Origin of the sequence: Flavobacterium sp. N2820, assembly GCF_025947285.1 — a bacterium.
Taxonomy (GTDB): domain Bacteria; phylum Bacteroidota; class Bacteroidia; order Flavobacteriales; family Flavobacteriaceae; genus Flavobacterium.
This window is the reverse complement of sequence record NZ_CP110008.1, coordinates 705,035-721,126: the sequence shown is the minus strand read 5'-3', so window position 1 is coordinate 721,126 and position 16,092 is coordinate 705,035. Positions and strand designations below refer to the sequence as shown.

At 33.4% G+C, this 16,092-nt stretch carries 17 protein-coding genes; 6 read left to right on the top strand and 11 right to left on the bottom strand.

The genetic code is table 11. The annotated features are described in order from the left end of the window. Positions 1-2: 2 nt before the first annotated feature. Entirely contained in the window at positions 3-926 is a 924-nt protein-coding gene (locus OLM52_RS03390; RefSeq protein ID WP_264549740.1) for a LysR family transcriptional regulator, read from the bottom strand. Between the two features lie 102 nt (positions 927-1,028). On the opposite strand from OLM52_RS03390, the gene OLM52_RS03385 reads away from it, so the two are divergent. From OLM52_RS03385 to OLM52_RS03365, 5 genes are read left to right on the top strand one after another with little or no spacing between them, the layout of a single operon-like run. Further along, positions 1,029-1,226 (top strand): hypothetical protein, encoded by a 198-nt coding sequence (locus OLM52_RS03385; protein WP_264549739.1) that lies wholly within the window; start codon positions 1,029-1,031, stop codon positions 1,224-1,226. Beyond that, positions 1,204-1,482, top strand: a complete 279-nt coding sequence (locus OLM52_RS03380; RefSeq protein WP_264549738.1) for a hypothetical protein — start codon at positions 1,204-1,206, stop codon at positions 1,480-1,482. Before OLM52_RS03385 ends, OLM52_RS03380 begins: the two co-directional genes overlap by 23 nt. Then, the gene (locus OLM52_RS03375; RefSeq protein WP_264549737.1) at positions 1,472-2,326 is read left to right on the top strand and encodes a DUF6671 family protein; all 855 of its coding nucleotides are present in this window, start codon (positions 1,472-1,474) and stop codon (positions 2,324-2,326) included. The genes OLM52_RS03380 and OLM52_RS03375 overlap by 11 nt, the downstream gene beginning before the upstream one ends. 4 nt (positions 2,327-2,330) lie before the next feature. Then, entirely contained in the window at positions 2,331-3,284 is a 954-nt protein-coding gene (locus tag OLM52_RS03370) for an L-threonylcarbamoyladenylate synthase (protein WP_264549736.1), read from the top strand. A gap of 24 nt (positions 3,285-3,308) precedes the next feature. Further along, complete coding sequence (locus OLM52_RS03365) at positions 3,309-4,271, top strand: sodium-dependent bicarbonate transport family permease (RefSeq protein WP_264549735.1); 963 nt, start codon at positions 3,309-3,311, stop codon at positions 4,269-4,271. Positions 4,272-4,332: 61 nt separating this feature from the next. On the opposite strand, the gene OLM52_RS03360 is transcribed toward OLM52_RS03365, so the two are convergent. The 3 genes from OLM52_RS03360 to OLM52_RS03350 form a co-directional block, all read right to left on the bottom strand. Further along, complete coding sequence (locus OLM52_RS03360) at positions 4,333-5,055, bottom strand: sterol desaturase family protein (protein ID WP_264549734.1); 723 nt, start codon at positions 5,053-5,055, stop codon at positions 4,333-4,335. 70 nt (positions 5,056-5,125) lie between these two features. Continuing rightward, positions 5,126-5,701, bottom strand: a complete 576-nt coding sequence (locus OLM52_RS03355) for a Crp/Fnr family transcriptional regulator (protein WP_264549733.1) — start codon at positions 5,699-5,701, stop codon at positions 5,126-5,128. Between the two features lie 111 nt (positions 5,702-5,812). Next, positions 5,813-8,536 (bottom strand): T9SS type A sorting domain-containing protein, encoded by a 2,724-nt coding sequence (locus OLM52_RS03350; RefSeq protein WP_264549732.1) that lies wholly within the window; start codon positions 8,534-8,536, stop codon positions 5,813-5,815. A 142-nt stretch (positions 8,537-8,678) separates the two neighbouring features. Between OLM52_RS03350 and OLM52_RS03345 the strand changes: the two genes are divergently transcribed. Further along, positions 8,679-9,293 (top strand): matrixin family metalloprotease, encoded by a 615-nt coding sequence (locus OLM52_RS03345; protein WP_264549731.1) that lies wholly within the window; start codon positions 8,679-8,681, stop codon positions 9,291-9,293. On the opposite strand, the gene OLM52_RS03340 is transcribed toward OLM52_RS03345, so the two are convergent. From OLM52_RS03340 to OLM52_RS03310, 7 genes are all read right to left on the bottom strand, one after another. Continuing rightward, positions 9,290-10,036: an Asp/Glu racemase gene (locus OLM52_RS03340; protein ID WP_316044629.1), complete on the bottom strand. Its 747-nt coding sequence runs from the start codon at positions 10,034-10,036 to the stop codon at positions 9,290-9,292. The two genes, OLM52_RS03345 and OLM52_RS03340, sit on opposite strands and share 4 nt — an antisense overlap. 88 nt (positions 10,037-10,124) lie before the next feature. Next, the gene (locus OLM52_RS03335; RefSeq protein ID WP_264549730.1) at positions 10,125-11,033 is read right to left on the bottom strand and encodes a fumarylacetoacetate hydrolase family protein; all 909 of its coding nucleotides are present in this window, start codon (positions 11,031-11,033) and stop codon (positions 10,125-10,127) included. 76 nt (positions 11,034-11,109) lie between these two features. Beyond that, positions 11,110-12,222 carry a cupin domain-containing protein gene (locus OLM52_RS03330; RefSeq protein WP_264549729.1) on the bottom strand — a complete coding sequence of 371 codons (1,113 nt, stop codon included), beginning with the start codon at positions 12,220-12,222 and terminating at the stop codon, positions 11,110-11,112. Positions 12,223-12,308: 86 nt separating this feature from the next. Next, the gene (locus OLM52_RS03325) at positions 12,309-13,289 is read right to left on the bottom strand and encodes a carbon-nitrogen hydrolase family protein (RefSeq protein WP_264549728.1); all 981 of its coding nucleotides are present in this window, start codon (positions 13,287-13,289) and stop codon (positions 12,309-12,311) included. A 79-nt stretch (positions 13,290-13,368) separates the two neighbouring features. After that, positions 13,369-13,791, bottom strand: coding sequence for an acyl-CoA thioesterase (locus tag OLM52_RS03320; protein WP_264549727.1), 423 nt, complete (start codon positions 13,789-13,791; stop codon positions 13,369-13,371). After that, positions 13,784-14,410 (bottom strand): hypothetical protein, encoded by a 627-nt coding sequence (locus OLM52_RS03315; protein ID WP_264549726.1) that lies wholly within the window; start codon positions 14,408-14,410, stop codon positions 13,784-13,786. Before OLM52_RS03315 ends, OLM52_RS03320 begins: the two co-directional genes overlap by 8 nt. 38 nt (positions 14,411-14,448) lie before the next feature. Next, complete coding sequence (locus tag OLM52_RS03310) at positions 14,449-16,038, bottom strand: AMP-binding protein (RefSeq protein WP_264549725.1); 1,590 nt, start codon at positions 16,036-16,038, stop codon at positions 14,449-14,451. Positions 16,039-16,092: the final 54 nt, after the last annotated feature.

The following is a 16,092-nucleotide window of genomic DNA, read 5'->3' as shown; positions in this document are numbered from 1 at the left end:
AATTACATCGTCTCATACCAACTAAACTTGGAATGGATAATGGCTTCTTTTTCCTTTTTTAAATAATCCAAATAGGCAAGGGCAGCAGGGTTGTGGTTTTTACCTTTAACCCAAATTAAACTCCAATTGGTTTTAATAGGTAATCCTTTTAAAGGAATAATTTGTAAGTCCTTGTTTTGTATTTCTTTACGAATGCCTATCAAAGGCATAATTGAATATCCTAAGCCAGCTAAAATGGCTTGTTTTATGGCTTCATTTGAGGTTAATTCCATTCGCTTGCTAATCATTAAATCTTGTTGCACAATGAAACGTTCCATGGTTTGGCGTGTTCCTGAACCATTTTCTCTAAATAATAAGGGACGGTTTTCTAAAATATCTTCGATTTTCTTTTTCTTAGTAAAATCTTCTTCCATATTCCCCACTAAAAACAACTTATTTTGCATCAAATCAATTTTTTCTACTTTCATTTTTTCGGGAAGAATAGAAACTAAAGCAAAATCTACTTCATTGTTTTGCAAACTTTTCACGACTTTATTTTTATTGGTCACATCCATTTCTAATTCTACACCAGGATGCATTTTAAGAAAATCTGCTAAAAAGTAAGGCATTACATATTTTCCAGTAGATACAACGGAAATTTTTATTTTTCCAAAAAGCTGTCCTTTATAAGCTAACGTTTTATAATCGATAGTATTGACTTGCTGCAATATTTGTTCGGCTGCTTCTGCAATTTCTTTACCAAAATCAGTTACGTAAATTTTTCTACCCACAACTTCGGTTAAGGGAATTTCAAATTGATCTTGAAAATTTTTTAATTGAATGGACACCGCTGGTTGGGTCAAATGCAATTCCTCAGATGCTTTGGTAACACTCTGATTTTGTACTACTTTCAAGAAAATTCGTAATTGGTTTAAAGTGTAATTCATAAAAATAATTTATATAATACATAGCAAATATAAATAAAAATATATGAATTATAATTCTAAAATTTGCACAAGAAATCAAATCATAAAGTAAAAATCTTAACTATGAAAAAAAATACCATACAATTAGTTTTGATACTCTGTGTAGTTGTTGAAGCACTATTGGTTTTTAGAATAATGGCTACAACAGATATTATTTATCAAGAACTTTATGGAGGTCTTGCAATCCTTGTGATGCTTACAATAATTCGTTTAATACATAATTTAACAGACATTACTTATGGAAACCCTGAAAAAAATTAATTTAATTAATGGCGAATTTAATTCGTTTGAAGCCCGTGAAATCTTACTAGATATGTGTAATAAAAACATGAATTTCAATAAGATTCAAAATTTTAGTTCTCAAATTCGATTTGGGGAAGATGATGAAAAAGCCCTTCATCGAATAGATGAATTAAGAGAAAGTATAGTTCATATTTCTGAAATTTTAGAGGACGCGAAAGTACATAACAGAAAACTTAAAATTAAATCGTTCATCGAGATTGATTATGAAGACTAAACCTGATTTTTTTTCAGGGCGACGTTTGCTCATAGTGACAAAACATCAAAAGGAAGAAGTAATTGCTCCTTTACTTGAAAAAGCGCTTGGAGTAAGTTGTTTTGTTTCAAAAGACTTTGATACAGATAGTTTAGGTACCTTTTCTGGAGAAATTGCTCGAAAAGATGATGCGATAACAACGCTCCGGAAAAAATGTTTGGAAGGTATGCAATTAGAAGGTTTTGATTTGGCAGTAGCTACTGAAGGTTCATTTGGAAATCATCCCACCGTATTTTTTGCTCCTGCTAATGATGAATTTATCATGTTAGTAGATAAAAAAAATAACATTGAAATCATTGAGAGAATATTATGTCTGGAGACCAATTATGATAGTTCAGAGGTTTTTACAAAAGAAGAATTAAAAGCTTTTTTAGATAAAATTCAATTTCCTTCACACGGTATTATTCTCAAAAATGCTTTAGAAAATTGGACTAAAATTTACAAAGGTCTTACCGATTATGATTCGGTAGAAAAATTATACGATGAAATAGTTACAGCAACTAATTCGTGTTACATTGAAACCGATATGCGAGCACTGTTTAATCCAACCCGTATGAAGGTTATACATGATGTTTGTTTTAAGTTAATCAACAAGTTGCATTCGGTTTGTCCTGAATGCCTTTTTCCCGGCTTTGGTGTGGTTGGTGCCCAAGCCGGTTTGTTGTGTAATAGTTGCTCTATGCCAACTCGTTCAACATCAGCTAATATTTACCAATGCAAACATTGCCATTACGAATCTAAAGTTTTGTATCCGAATGGTAAAGAATCAGAAGATCCAATGTATTGCGATTTTTGTAATCCTTAAAAAAATGATAAGTACAGATATTAATTTAGCAGTTCAGCATCTTAAAGAAAATGGTATAATAGGTTTTCCAACTGAAACCGTTTATGGATTGGCAGGTAATGCTTTTGACACTGAAGCTATTCATAAAATATTTGAAGTAAAAAAACGTCCAACTTTTAATCCATTAATTGTTCATATTAAAGGAATAGAAGATTTAAAGCAGGTCGCTACAGAAATTCCACCAATGGCTCATGAATTAGCTAATACTTTTTGGCCAGGGCCTTTGACTTTACTATTAAAAAAACAACCTTATATTCCAGATTTAGTTACAGCCAATCTAGATACTGTCGCGGTTCGAGTGCCTAATCATCCTGTAGCTTTATCACTTTTAAATCAATTAGATTTTCCTCTAGTAGCTCCAAGTGCGAATCCATTTACGAACATAAGTCCAACAAGAGCTGAACATGTTGAAAATTATTTTGGGAATCAAATCAATATGGTCTTGGATGGCGGCGAATGTTCGGCAGGAATAGAATCAACGATTATTGGATTTAATAATAATAAAGTAGTAGTGTATCGCTTGGGAGCATTGTCCTTGGAAGAAATTGAAAAAGTATCAGGTAGTGTGTTACTAATAACCAAAAATGATAAAAAAACAATCGCTCCTGGAATGTTATTAAAACATTATGCTCCAAAAACTGATTTTATTATAACTCAAAATATTCAAGAAGAGTTGGATTGGTATTCGGGACAGAAGATTGGATTACTTCTTTTTGATTCATATTTACCTTATTTTGAGAAAAAAAATCAAATTGTATTATCAGAGGAAAGCGATTTAAAAATTGCGGCTCGCAAATTATACAATGCTATGCATAAATTAGACAAAATGAATTTAGATTTAATCATTGCAGAACGCTTACCCGATTATGGATTAGGTATTTCAATAAACGACAGATTAGTAAGAGCTTCAAAAAAATAAACACAACAAAATAAAAATTACAAAATGGATTTTAGCTTATTATTTGAAAATTTAACCAATCCAGCGTTACTATATTTTATCTTAGGAATTATTGCAGTTAGCTTAAAAAGTGATTTAGAAATTCCTAATAATTCGTCTAAATTCATTTCTTTATACTTACTGTTTGCCATTGGATTTAAAGGAGGTCAAGAATTATCACACGAAACGATTAACAGTGAAATTATATGGTCAATGCTATTCGGAATCTCTATTGCAATAGTGATTCCTTTGTACACCTTTTTTATTTTAAAACATAAGTTGAATGTATATGATGCTGGAGCCATTGCTGCAGCTTATGGGTCAATTAGTGCGGTAACTTTTGTTACAGCAGTCTCATATTTAGAATCGCATCAATTAGAACTTCACGGTTATATGGTAGCTATTATGGCGCTCATGGAATCGCCTGCCATTATTGTGGGATTGGTATTGATTTCAATTTTTAATAAAGAAAAACCAAAAAAAATCAACAAAACTGAAATTTTACGTCATTCGTTTACTAACGGAAGTGTTTTGTTGATTTTAGGAAGTTTGATTATTGGTTATCTTACAAGTGCCAAAGAAGCACAAGGAATTCAACCTTTTACCAATGATTTGTTTAAAGGATTTTTAGCTATTTTCTTATTGGATATGGGAATTACAAGCGGAAAAAAATTGAAATCTTTCTTTGCTCATGGTTGGTTTCCATTTGCTTTTGCCTTATTAATTCCGTTAGTAAATGGAGGTGTTTTTGCTTGGTTGAGTGGATTTGTTACGGATGATGTATCTAATCGCTTCATTTTTGCCATTCTTGCAGCAAGTGCTTCTTATATTGCTGTTCCTGCGGCTATGAAAATAACAGTTCCTAAAGCTAATCTAGGTTTGTTTTTACCAATGGCTTTAGCCATAACATTTCCTGTTAATATTACTATTGGGATGCCGATATTCTTTTATATAGCTCAATATTTTTAACGCTAAATCTTAATTGTATTTTAAAACCCTGAAATCTCATATTGGTTTCAGGGTTTTTATTTTACTCCTTATGCACATCTTTGAATTGCAACATGTCAAATAATCGTTGTTCTTTTTCTACATCAAATCCACAAGTTGATTTGAATTCTTTCGGGTTTTCATAGGTACCAAAAAGCATATCCCACCAAACGATATCGCCATAATTACTGGTATGTTTGTTGTATTCGTGGTGAATTCTGTGCATTTCTGGTCGTTGGAAAATATAGCCTACCCATTGTGGCGTTTTTACATTGGTATGATAGAAAAATTCCCCCAATGCTGTAAACAAAGTATAAATGGCTCCTGCTTCAACATCTAACCCTAAAGTTGTAAATACTAAAAGACTTCCAATGATTGAATTGACCGTCATTTCTAATGGATGCTTATAGAACGAAGTAATGACTTCTAATCGTTGTGGACTGTGGTGAATTTGATGAAAATGTGTCCATAAATAATCGATTTTATGTCGCCATCTGTGCCACCAATAAAAAATAAAGGTTGCAATAAAATAGGCGATAAGCCCTCCCATAAAAGGATTAACATGATTGGAAAGATGAAATAGGGCGTATTGTGAGAGCCAAATTTCCCAAGAATAACCCGCAAGTGTTACTACACCCAGTTGAACAAAATTTACAGCTAATACTCGAATGGTCCAAGTGGGAACTTCGGGTAATTTCCACCCGGGAATTAAACGTTCCAAGAGAAAACAACCTCCAAAAACGATAAAAATAATAGTTAATGTCATAGTAATTTTGATTTAAATGATTGCTGTTTCAAAATTACAAGTGACCTAAGTTATAATTGATGCACCTAAGTTAATAAATGCGTTTTCTAATTCTACTTAACGATTGGGGTTTTACACCCACATAAGAAGCAATTAAATATTGAGGAATGCGCTGTGCTAACTCTTTATAATGTTGCAAGAAATAACGATAACGGTCTTCGGGAGCATACCGATGCACAGTTAGTAATTGGTTCACCATGATGATAAAACGATGTTCAATGATGATTCTACCTAATAAATTTGCATTTTTTGAAACCTTATAGAGCTTTTGCAATTCATCGTAATCAATGATTAAAAATTCGCAATCTTCTAATGCTTGGATGTTTTGTATTGAAGGTTCTTTAGAAATAAAACTCCCATAATCTGCTACAAATTCGCCCTCTTTAGTAAATTCTAAAGTTGCTTCTTCATCATTTTTAAACACATAATACCGAACAAGTCCTTTGCATAAAAATCCTAATTTAGTACAAACCTCTGAAGCCTGTAAAAAGTGTTCGTTTTTTTTGATTGTATGAGGTTTAAATGCGTTTAGAAACAGCTCTTCCTCTTGTGGCTCAAGTATGGTAATCCTTTTTAAGGTTTGTAAAAGCAATTCGAAAGATTTCATGGGCAGCTATTTATTACAATACTACTAAAAATTATTGAATTGTTAGTTGATGTCAAAAAAAAACCGACTCCAAAAAATGAAGTCGGTTTATCTATTTAAGGCATCTAATGATTATTCTACCATTAGTTTTTTCATTACTTTCACGTTGTTGTTTGACGTAATTTCAATCATGTAAACACCCGCATTTAATTCTGTAATATTTACAGTTTGCGCTTCGGTATTGCTTACTTGTTTTGTAAGAACTACTTTTCCTAACACATCATAAATTACAATCGATTTTATTGAATGAATGGTGTTGTTTGAAGTAACTGTTAGCTGGTCTTTGGCAGGATTTGGATAAAAACCAAATTGATTGCTTTCAAAAGAATTCGTTCCTAAAGCTGCAACAAACTCTGTATTGAATGTATTGGTTACAATAGCCGGATTAAAGTCAAAATAGATTGACGCCGTATTTGGAATAATATCACCCACAGCATAACCCGCTTTTGGTTTTACTTTAAACATTACATATCCTTTACCAATTGTTGTATTTGCAACAGAAACTGGTAACATAATATCATCAAAGTTCCATGTTAAATTTGTTCCTACACGGTCTAAAACATATGAATGACTTGCATCAACCATTGTAATCGTACTTTCATCTAATTTAGCATCTAAAACATCATTAATTCTAACGTTTATTGCACTTGCATTTCCAGTATTTTCAAAACGTATTGTATAATATAAATAATCTTCGGCTGTAAATGAACTGTGTAAAATTTCTTCACCATGCGATTCCATTTTATCATTAGGGTCATACGCATTGATTACCATTTGAGAAAGCGTATTGTCATTATTTTCTGGAACAATATCACCTGATAATGGAATAATAGTAGCCGAATTTGTTAAGTACTGTCCAGCATTAACTGTTGGAATAGTTGGTACTAACATTGAAACCGTAATTTCTCTTGCTTCAAATGGCAATAAATTTGTAAAATCATAGGTAAATCCTGAAGGTGTTGGATTTGTACCAGATTGAGAAATTGATGCTATAGAAACATTTGGGTCTTTTGTAAAAGAAACCGTTCCAGAAGCAATTGTTTGATTTCCTAAATTAGCATAAACTAGTTTGTTAATGTAGGTAAAACCTGGTCTAGGAGCAGATACAGGAATAATTGCAATTGCTAAATCATTATAAGGTTGATTCACCGTTATTGGGAAATTATAAGTCGTCATACCAGCACCAACTACTACACTTATATCCGTATAACTTGATGTTGTTATATTAAACATAGCTGCATATGCTGGATCAATACTATAGTTGAAATCGTATGAATTTGCAGCATTTGTTTCATAAATATTATATGTACCTACTGGCGATGAAATGTTATGAATTACACCATCATTATTTAATTCATATTGGAATTGTCCTAATGGGAAATTATTTTCACCATTATCTTGTGTACCATTTGCATTTGCATCTAAGAATGCGTTTAGTCGAATTCCTGAACAATCGATTGTACCTTGTGATGTACCAATATCGGTAATTTTAATATATCCAGGCTGGTTACTAAAATTAGTTACCATAATTAAATAGTACTGGCCTGCAATTGCGTTTGCAATCGTTGCTGTTTCAACTGCAGAATTAGAATAACTACAACTCACAATGGTATTTGGTGTAATTTGACCATTACAAGGCGTTACAGGATCAGTAAAAGGGCCAAATACTGCATAATCAACATCCAAGTTATTAAATCCAAAATTTGGATCAGTACTTTGCTGAATCATTAAACTGATATTTCCAGTAGTGCTTACAGGCAAGTAAAACCATGTTGGATTTGGCGTTGTACCTAAACAACCCAGAGCGCCATTATTAGGAACGTTTATGGTATTTTGAAAAGGATTTCCCAAAGCACCACACAATGAATTTGCTAAACTACAAACAGAAGCCAAGTTACAATTTGCAAATGTTCTCAAGTTCATTGTATAAATTGTATCACAACTGTTTGGAATACTTTCTCTAATAAAAATTGGAACCGTCAAAGGTGAAACAGGAAGTGTGTAAGATGTTGTATTTGAAATTGCATTTACTTGGTTTTCCGCATCTGATTGTGATGTGTAGTAAGCCAAAGTATTCGTGGTATTCAACTGAGCTTCAGCACTTGTTAAATCAAAAGAAATGTTACCGTTATTATCTTGGTCACACTGTTCCATTGGAGCAAGGAAAGGTTGGCTATAATTGTAAGCCGTAACACTTAAAAAGAACACTGAAATATAAGAATTTCCATTGCTCGTATTTGAAACCCTTGCATACACAGGTTGATTTACACCCAATCCAACACAATAAGGAGAAGCCAATTGATTTACATTATTGTTGGCATCGTCATTGGTTAAATGATAAGATATAACGTGTTCTGCCGGGTTTAAAGAACCCATTAAATTTACATCATTATCGGTTAAATTAAAACACGCTTGTGCAGCACCGTTAAGACAAGCCGAATAACTTTGTGGCTGTCCAGGTCCTTGATTACAAGCAGCTGTTAAAAAGGTAATGGTGATTGGACTACTGATTTCTGTTGGAGAACAGATAGAACTAATCGTCACCGTTATATTTGAATCACATGCTAAACCATTTAGAACAAAAGGGTTTGTAGTTGCATTAATTTGTGATGCAGAAACTCCATTTATAGAAATCTCGATATTCCATGCGGTAGTCGTTGAAACATCTTGCCAAAAAATTACGGCAGAAGAATCTGTAATATTATTTACACCTGGAAACGTTGGACTTTGGCATTGAGCCGAAACCAATGTAGTTGTAAACAAAAATGAAATTAAGAAGAGTAGTGTTTGTTTCATTAAGTTGTTTTTTTATGTTAATACGTGTGCAAATTACAAATTTTCAACAAATTAGGATTAGTGAATGTTATTTTTTAACAAAATTTCAAAAAAAATACTTTTTTTTATACTCTTTCGTTTAAGTATTTTAAATCTCTTTTGTATGAAACTCATTTATGTATTCGTTTTGTTGTTGTTGTTTTCTTGTAAAAAAGAAGATACTGGTCTTGTAGTTGGCATTCAACCTTATGGCCAATTTTCAAAAGCAAAAACCGATACGATTGCAAAAACGATTGCAGCATTTTATCAAATTAAAACGATAATCCTTCCTTCTAAAGAATTATATAAAGAAGCTTTCACCGAAGTTAAATCGCCTAGATATCGTGCAGATAAAATAATTAACATTCAGAAAAAGGACAAAGTCGATTCTTTAGATTTTATATTGGGATTGACTTCTAGAGATATCTCGGTAACAAAAAAAGACAAATGGGGAAGAGTAAAAACCCCAACCTACAAATATGCCGATTGGGGAATTATGGGTTTGGCGTATTGCCCAGGAAACAGTTGTATTGTTTCTACTTTTCGTATTCAACATACTGATCCAAAAACACATTTTACACGTTTTAAAAAAGTAGCGGTTCATGAATTTGGACATAATTTAGGCTTGCCTCATTGTCCTAATAAAACCTGTGTGATGACAGATGCTGTAGAAAGCGTTAAAACGATTGATCATGCTAAATTGGCGTTGTGTGAGAAATGTAAAAATAAATTGAATTAATATTTTCCACTTAACAATTCACCTCCGATAGCAGATTTTGCTTCAATTCCTATTTTTTTCATCATTTCATACGTTGTACAAACTGCTGCTGAAGTGACTGGGATGCCGCATTCCGCCTGAATCAAATCGATAGCTTCTAAAGATGGCATTTGTACACAAGCCGAAGCAACTAATACATCCACATCAGTTAAATCCAATTGTTTGTAAATTTCTAATAAATTCATTGGATTTTGAGCCGCAACTTCTAAATTATCTGGAATTTCTAAAGCAATACTTTGTTTCACTTTAATACCTTGATTTTCGATATAATCGACCACCATATCCGTTAACGGTCGCATATAAGGTGTAATAATTGAAATTTGTTTCGCACCTAATACTTTTAAACCATTAATTAAAGCTCCAGCAGAAGTTACAATAGGAGTAGGGAAGTCATTCGCTACCGTTTCTTGGTGTAAATTCACTTCCGAAACGCAATGATAGCCTCGTCCCATGCTCATAATGGCTACTAAACAAGCATAACCCATTACATCAACATGAGCATCGGAAAGTTCTTGTGCACATTTTAAACTCATGGCATCCATCGCTTCGAGTTCTTCTTTGGTTACTTTTTTCATGCGCATTCTACTGCTGTGAAACGTAAAACGTTCCGGTAAAATGGTTTCACGAGAACGGAAAATTGCTGGTATTTCGGTTTCCATCGTTACGTTTGAGGATGGAACTATTTGGCCAATTCTGTATTTCATTTGTAGTGTGTCTTTTTGGAACACAGATTGAAAAAATTCAAATAATTTTAAAAATTTCTTAGATTTCTCTAATCTGTGTTCCTTGTAATTATATTTCTTTAATTGTATTTACTATTGTACCAATTCCTTCCACTGTTGCCTCAACAACATCACCATCATACATCCATTCTTGTGGATTTCTTCCTGCGCCAACTCCTGCTGGAGTTCCTGTTGCGATAATATCACCTGCTTCTAAAGTAAAAACCGTGCTTAAATCTTCAATTAAATCATTGATGTTAAACAACATGAATTTTGTATTTGAATTTTGTTTCTCAACTCCATTCACTTTTAATGATAAATTCAAATTGTGTGGGTTTTCGATTTCGTCTTTCGTAACAATAACAGGTCCCATTGGAGCGAATGTATCTTGACCTTTAGAAACAATCCATTGGCCTTCACGACGACAATCACGGGCAGAGATATCATTAATCACTGTATATCCAAATACATAATCCAATGCTTCAGATTTCGGAACGTATTTTCCTTTTTTTGAGATGATTACCGCCAATTCACATTCCCAATCCAATTGCGAAGTTAGTTTCGTATTTTTGATAATTTGAGTATTCGTAGCGGTAACGGTTGTTGGTGGTTTTGAAAAGATAATCGGTTTTGTTGGAAGCTTTCCTGTGGTATCTAAAGTGCGAGCGCTTTCTGCCACGTGTTCGGTATAATTTAAACCAATTCCAATGATGTTTTTTCTTGGTTTTTCGATGGGAGCCAAAACGGTAACTTCCTCCATATCATAGGCAATTTCTTCGAAGAAATTTTCAGGAGTTTCCGCAATCATTTCGGTAATTTCAGCAATGATTTCAAATCCCATATCAATTAATTCCAACATATCATTTGGTAATGGAAAATTAGAAATATCACCAAAATCCTGCATATCGATGACTTGGTTGTTATGAATAAAGCCTAAACGAGGCTCAATATCTTGTGTTTTATAAGTAAGTAGTTTCATATTCTTTATTTAAACGCAAAGAGTGCTAAGTTTTACGCAAAGTTTTTGTTATTATTGATTTTTGAACTTGATATTGTTATTGAATTTGTTGGTGTCCGTTGTTTTCTGTTAATTCTCTTCCTTGAAATAAGCCTAATTTTTCAATTACAGGTAAATCGTTAAAATTGAATAAACAAGCCTCTTCTGTTTCGGATAAATTGTGGTGTTCGTGCCAAGCCCAACTCGGTACACAGAAAATATCTCTTTCTTTCCAATCAAAACGTTTTCCGTTAATAATAGTAAAGCCTTTTCCTTTCGCACATTGGTACACGAACGAGCCCGTATGTTTATGCGCTTTCCCTTTGAATCCAGCCGGTAATAATTGCATCGCTGCACCCATAGTTTGCATTACATGTCCGCCTGTTAAAGGATTCGAATATTGCATAAAAATACCGTCAAACGGATTGATTTCATTTACTTTTTGTGCTTCTAATAATGCTGGATAAACATTTTTCCAAGAATATTTGAATAGCGGGGAATATGGTTTATCCCAAGTTTTATCGGCTGGAATTAATCCTGCACAACCATATGTAATTGGTGAAAAATTCAGTGGCGCTGTTAAGGGTTGTTTCCCATCATAAACCGCATAATCATTGGCTTCTAAAGCATTAACTAACGGAATATCCAAACCATCTTGCCAAATACATGTTTTTCCGCCTTCTTCAACGCCATGTTCATGCCAAGTAGAATTTGGTGTAATGACAAAATCATTCACTTCTAACATAATTTTATTGCCATCTACAACCGTATATCCTTTTTCGCCTTCCATAATAAAACGTAGGGCAGAAGCACGATGACGATGCGCCGAAGTACTTTCTCCAGGACGCGTGACTTGAATTCCGGTGTATAACCAACCCACAGCTGCAGAAACGTCTTTTCGATTATCGTTAACCAAATACACTACGCGTCTTCCGGCTTGTTCAGGAGTTACTAATTCGGATGATTTTAGGACTAATTCGCGTAAATCGTCATATTTCCAAAGCATTGGAACAGAAGAAGAACGTGGTTCCCAAGGTTCTATATCATTGGCCACTGTCCATAAGGCACCAGCGCCAAGTGTTTCTAATTCTTTGTAGTACGCAATTAATTCGGGAGAGTCTTGAACACGAGCTCTTCCGTATTGGTCGTCTGAATAGTTATTTTCTTCCATTTTTTTTTATTTTTCTGCCACTGATTAAAGGATTAAAAAGGATTTTTATATTTCTTAATCCATGAAAATCGTAAAATCCGTGGCTATTATCTCTTATTAAACTCCTCGTGATTATCAATAAACGTAATCTTTCGAGTAGGAGCCACGTTTACCCGCAAATCGAAAATATCAAACCGATTGTAATGGCCTAAAATATCGTGCATTTGTTTCGGTTGGATGCATTTTGCTAAATCAATTTCGGCATAAACCATGCCTTCTTCATCGATTAGCGGTTGCCCAATAACAGCACCATTTGGCCCTATAAATCCTGAAAAAGCTGAACTTTTTCTATCCAATAATTCATCTACATTCGGAACATCGGCACGTAAGGCATCTTTAATTTCTTGCGAAACCGTTGAACATGAAACAATTGTAAACAATTTACCTTCAAACGAATGCGCTGCGGCACGAATTTTAATCGCTTCCGCCATATCGTAATCTGGTGGAGCCACAGGAAGTGAAATATAATTGGCAATATGAATCAATTCACCTTGAGAAAGTAGCGTAAAACGTGCTAGAGTATTTGTATTTTCGCCACAAGCTAAGGTTCCAATCGGTCCAATTTCAGTATCATACACTTTTAGCGAAGAGCCATCACCTGAAGACCAAGTTAGTTTTTCAGCCCATGTTGGGACTAACTTTCTGTGTTTTCCAACGATAACACCTTTGTTGTCAATGATTAAATTGGTATTGTAAATTTCGCCATAGCTTTTACCTCGCTCGTTGATTCCCATCACAATATGAATGTCATTGTCTTTTGCCGCTAAGCACAATTTTTTGATTTCAGGACCTGTTACGTCAACCGAATTTTTATACAATTCTTCATACCATTTACTCCCTTGAACAGGCGTCATAATCCAATTCCAATACGGATATCCAGCGATAAAAACCTCTGGAAAAGCGATTAATTTAGCTCCGTTATTGCTTGCCTCTTTAATGAAAGAAATGGCTTTATCTACTGTTTTTTCTACATTTAGAAATACAGGTGACGTTTGAACGGTTGCGGCTTTGAATTTTTTGAATTCCATTTGTGAATTGTTTTTTTTGGAACACAGATTGTAGAAATTTTTAAAATTTACATAATTTATTGTATCCGTGTTCCTAGTTTTATAATTCGTATTGCTTTATTTTTTGTTTCATTTCTTCTGTGAAAGGTTCGGCTTTGATGCCATTTCTTTGAGGGTTGAAAGCTACGTTTACTAAGGTAACTTCGCCTTCTAAAACCGTATTTTCTGCTTCATTTACAAACTGAAATCCGCAAAGTATGGAAGAGTTTTTTAGTTCTTTTACCCAAAGTTTTTTATTTAAGATTTCGCCTAATCTAGCAGCGTTTTTGAATTGAATTTTTAAATCAACCGTTGGAATACCATTGGTTTCGTGCATTTTTGAAAAAGGACGTTCTAAGGCTTCTTCAAACCAATCTTCTACTAAACAATTTAGCATTTCTAAAAATCGGGGATAAAAGACAATTCCAGCATAATCAACATGTTGGAAACGTACTTTTTCTTTTTTTGTGAAGTAATTATTCATTTTTATTTTTATATTTTCGTTCTAATTTTAATTCTAGTTCCTTCATTTTATTTATAAAATCTTCTTGTTCTTCTTTAGTTTCTTCAAAATAGCTGATGCCAAATTCTTGAAAAAGTTTTCTCTGAAATAACATTTTATCTTCTAATATTTTTAATTTTTTAGATGAACTTGCTCTACTACATTGAAAACATAATTCGATATCACCTAAAATATTTTCATTTTCATTATAAAATACAATAGTATGTCTTGGGTCAAAACAATCTGCTCTGTCTTCTATTTTTTGTTTTGATTTTATTAATTCTTTTTCTAATTTTTTTATTTGATTATGATTGAGTACTATTTTATTTCTTAAATATTTTGATGGAATATCATTAATAGTATTTGCTTTAAGATATTCATTTCTGTCTTTTTTTTCCCATCTGTTTTGATCCAAATAGGCATAAATTTCAATCTTTTTTGTTTGATTAAATAGTGATTTTATTTCTATTTTATCATTTTTATTTGTTGCACATGATGATAATAAAATTAGCAAAGCAAAAATCAATTTCACATTCATTGTAATAGATATACGATCAACATTTTGGAAACGTACTTTTTCTTGTTTTATAAATTGTCTCATTATATATGTCTTGATACTTAATACTAAAATCTTTATACTTATTTTAACTTAAATCGCTGTATTTTTCCAGTCTCCGTTTTCGGTAAACATTCTACGAAATGAATCACTCTTGGATATTTATAGGGAGCAGCTACTTCTTTGAACCAGTGTTGAATACGATTTTTCATTACATCTGTTGCTTTAGTTGTATCGTGTAATACAATATGCGCACAAACTAACATTCCTCGTTCTTCATCGGGCAAACCTACTACAGCACATTCCAAAATATCTTCGTGGGTTAAAAGTACGGATTCTACTTCAATTGCCGCAATATTATATCCTGAAGAAATAATCATATCATCACCACGCGCCACAAAATAAAAATACCCTTCTTCATCTTGACGGAAAATATCACCTGTGATGTTCCAACCGTTTTCGACGTATTCTCTTTGTTTTTCTTCTCGGTTTAGGTATTTGCAACCTGTAATTCCACGAACGGCTAGTCTTCCGGCTTCGTTTCTTGGTAATTCGTTACCTTGTTTGTCTATGATTTTTGCTTCGTAACCTGCAATGGCTTTACCAGTAGCGCCGGGTTTCATATTTTCTTCATTGGAAGAAATAAAAATATGTAACATTTCGGTAGCTCCGATTCCATCTATGATTTTTAAACCTGTAGCATCATACCAATCTTGCCAAACTTTTAACGGCAAGGTTTCTCCTGCAGAAACACATTTTCTCAAACTTGAAATGTCATAATCCTGAACTTTTGTTGTGATGATACGCCAAGCGGTGGGTGCGGTAAAACAAATCGTAATTTTAAAGTCTTGAATCGCTTTTAACAACAAATCTGGACTCGGTTTTTCGATTAAAAATGTCGAAGCGCCAAAATACATTGGAAACAAAACTAATCCACCTAAACCGAATGTAAATCCTAATGGAGGACTTCCTGTGAAAATATCCTTTGGAGTAGGTTGTAGCGAATATTGTGGAAACGCCTCACAAATATTCAAAATATCTTTGTGATAATGTGCTGTCATTTTTGGCAAACCTGTTGTTCCTGAAGTAAAACCAATCAATGCAACGGAATCGGATTTTGAATGATAATTGTCGAATGTTTTTGGTTTAGCTGCCATTAATTCTTCCAATTGCGAATTTCCGTAAAAACACGTTTGTTTTAAGAAATCAGACTTAACCAAATGGATTTCTTCTTCCAATTCCTTATCGCACAATACATGCGAAATTTCAGCACAATCGATAATAGTCGTTAATTCTTTAGAACGAAGCAAGGGCATGGTAGCCACAACAATTCCACCTACTTTTAAAATAGCAAACCAACACGCTACCATCATTGGATTATTTGCCGAACGAATCAAAACGCGATTACCCGATTTTAATCCTAAATCATCCACCAAAACATGTGCAATTTGATTCGCTTTTTCATACAAATCTTGATACGTCCAAGTTTCTTCAAACGTGCGAATACAACTGTTATTTCCACGACCTTCTCTAATATGATTGTCTAATAGTTTATCGACGCAATTCAGCATTTCAGGTTGTTGGAATTGCGTTAAATCCAAAAAGGTGTATTCTGGTTGTAATTCCAAAGCTGGTAAGCTATTGTGAGTAAAATTATCTTCGTAATGTTTCATAATGATTAGTTTCTCGCAAAGTCGCAAAGTCGCAATTTTGTCTTAATACTCAAT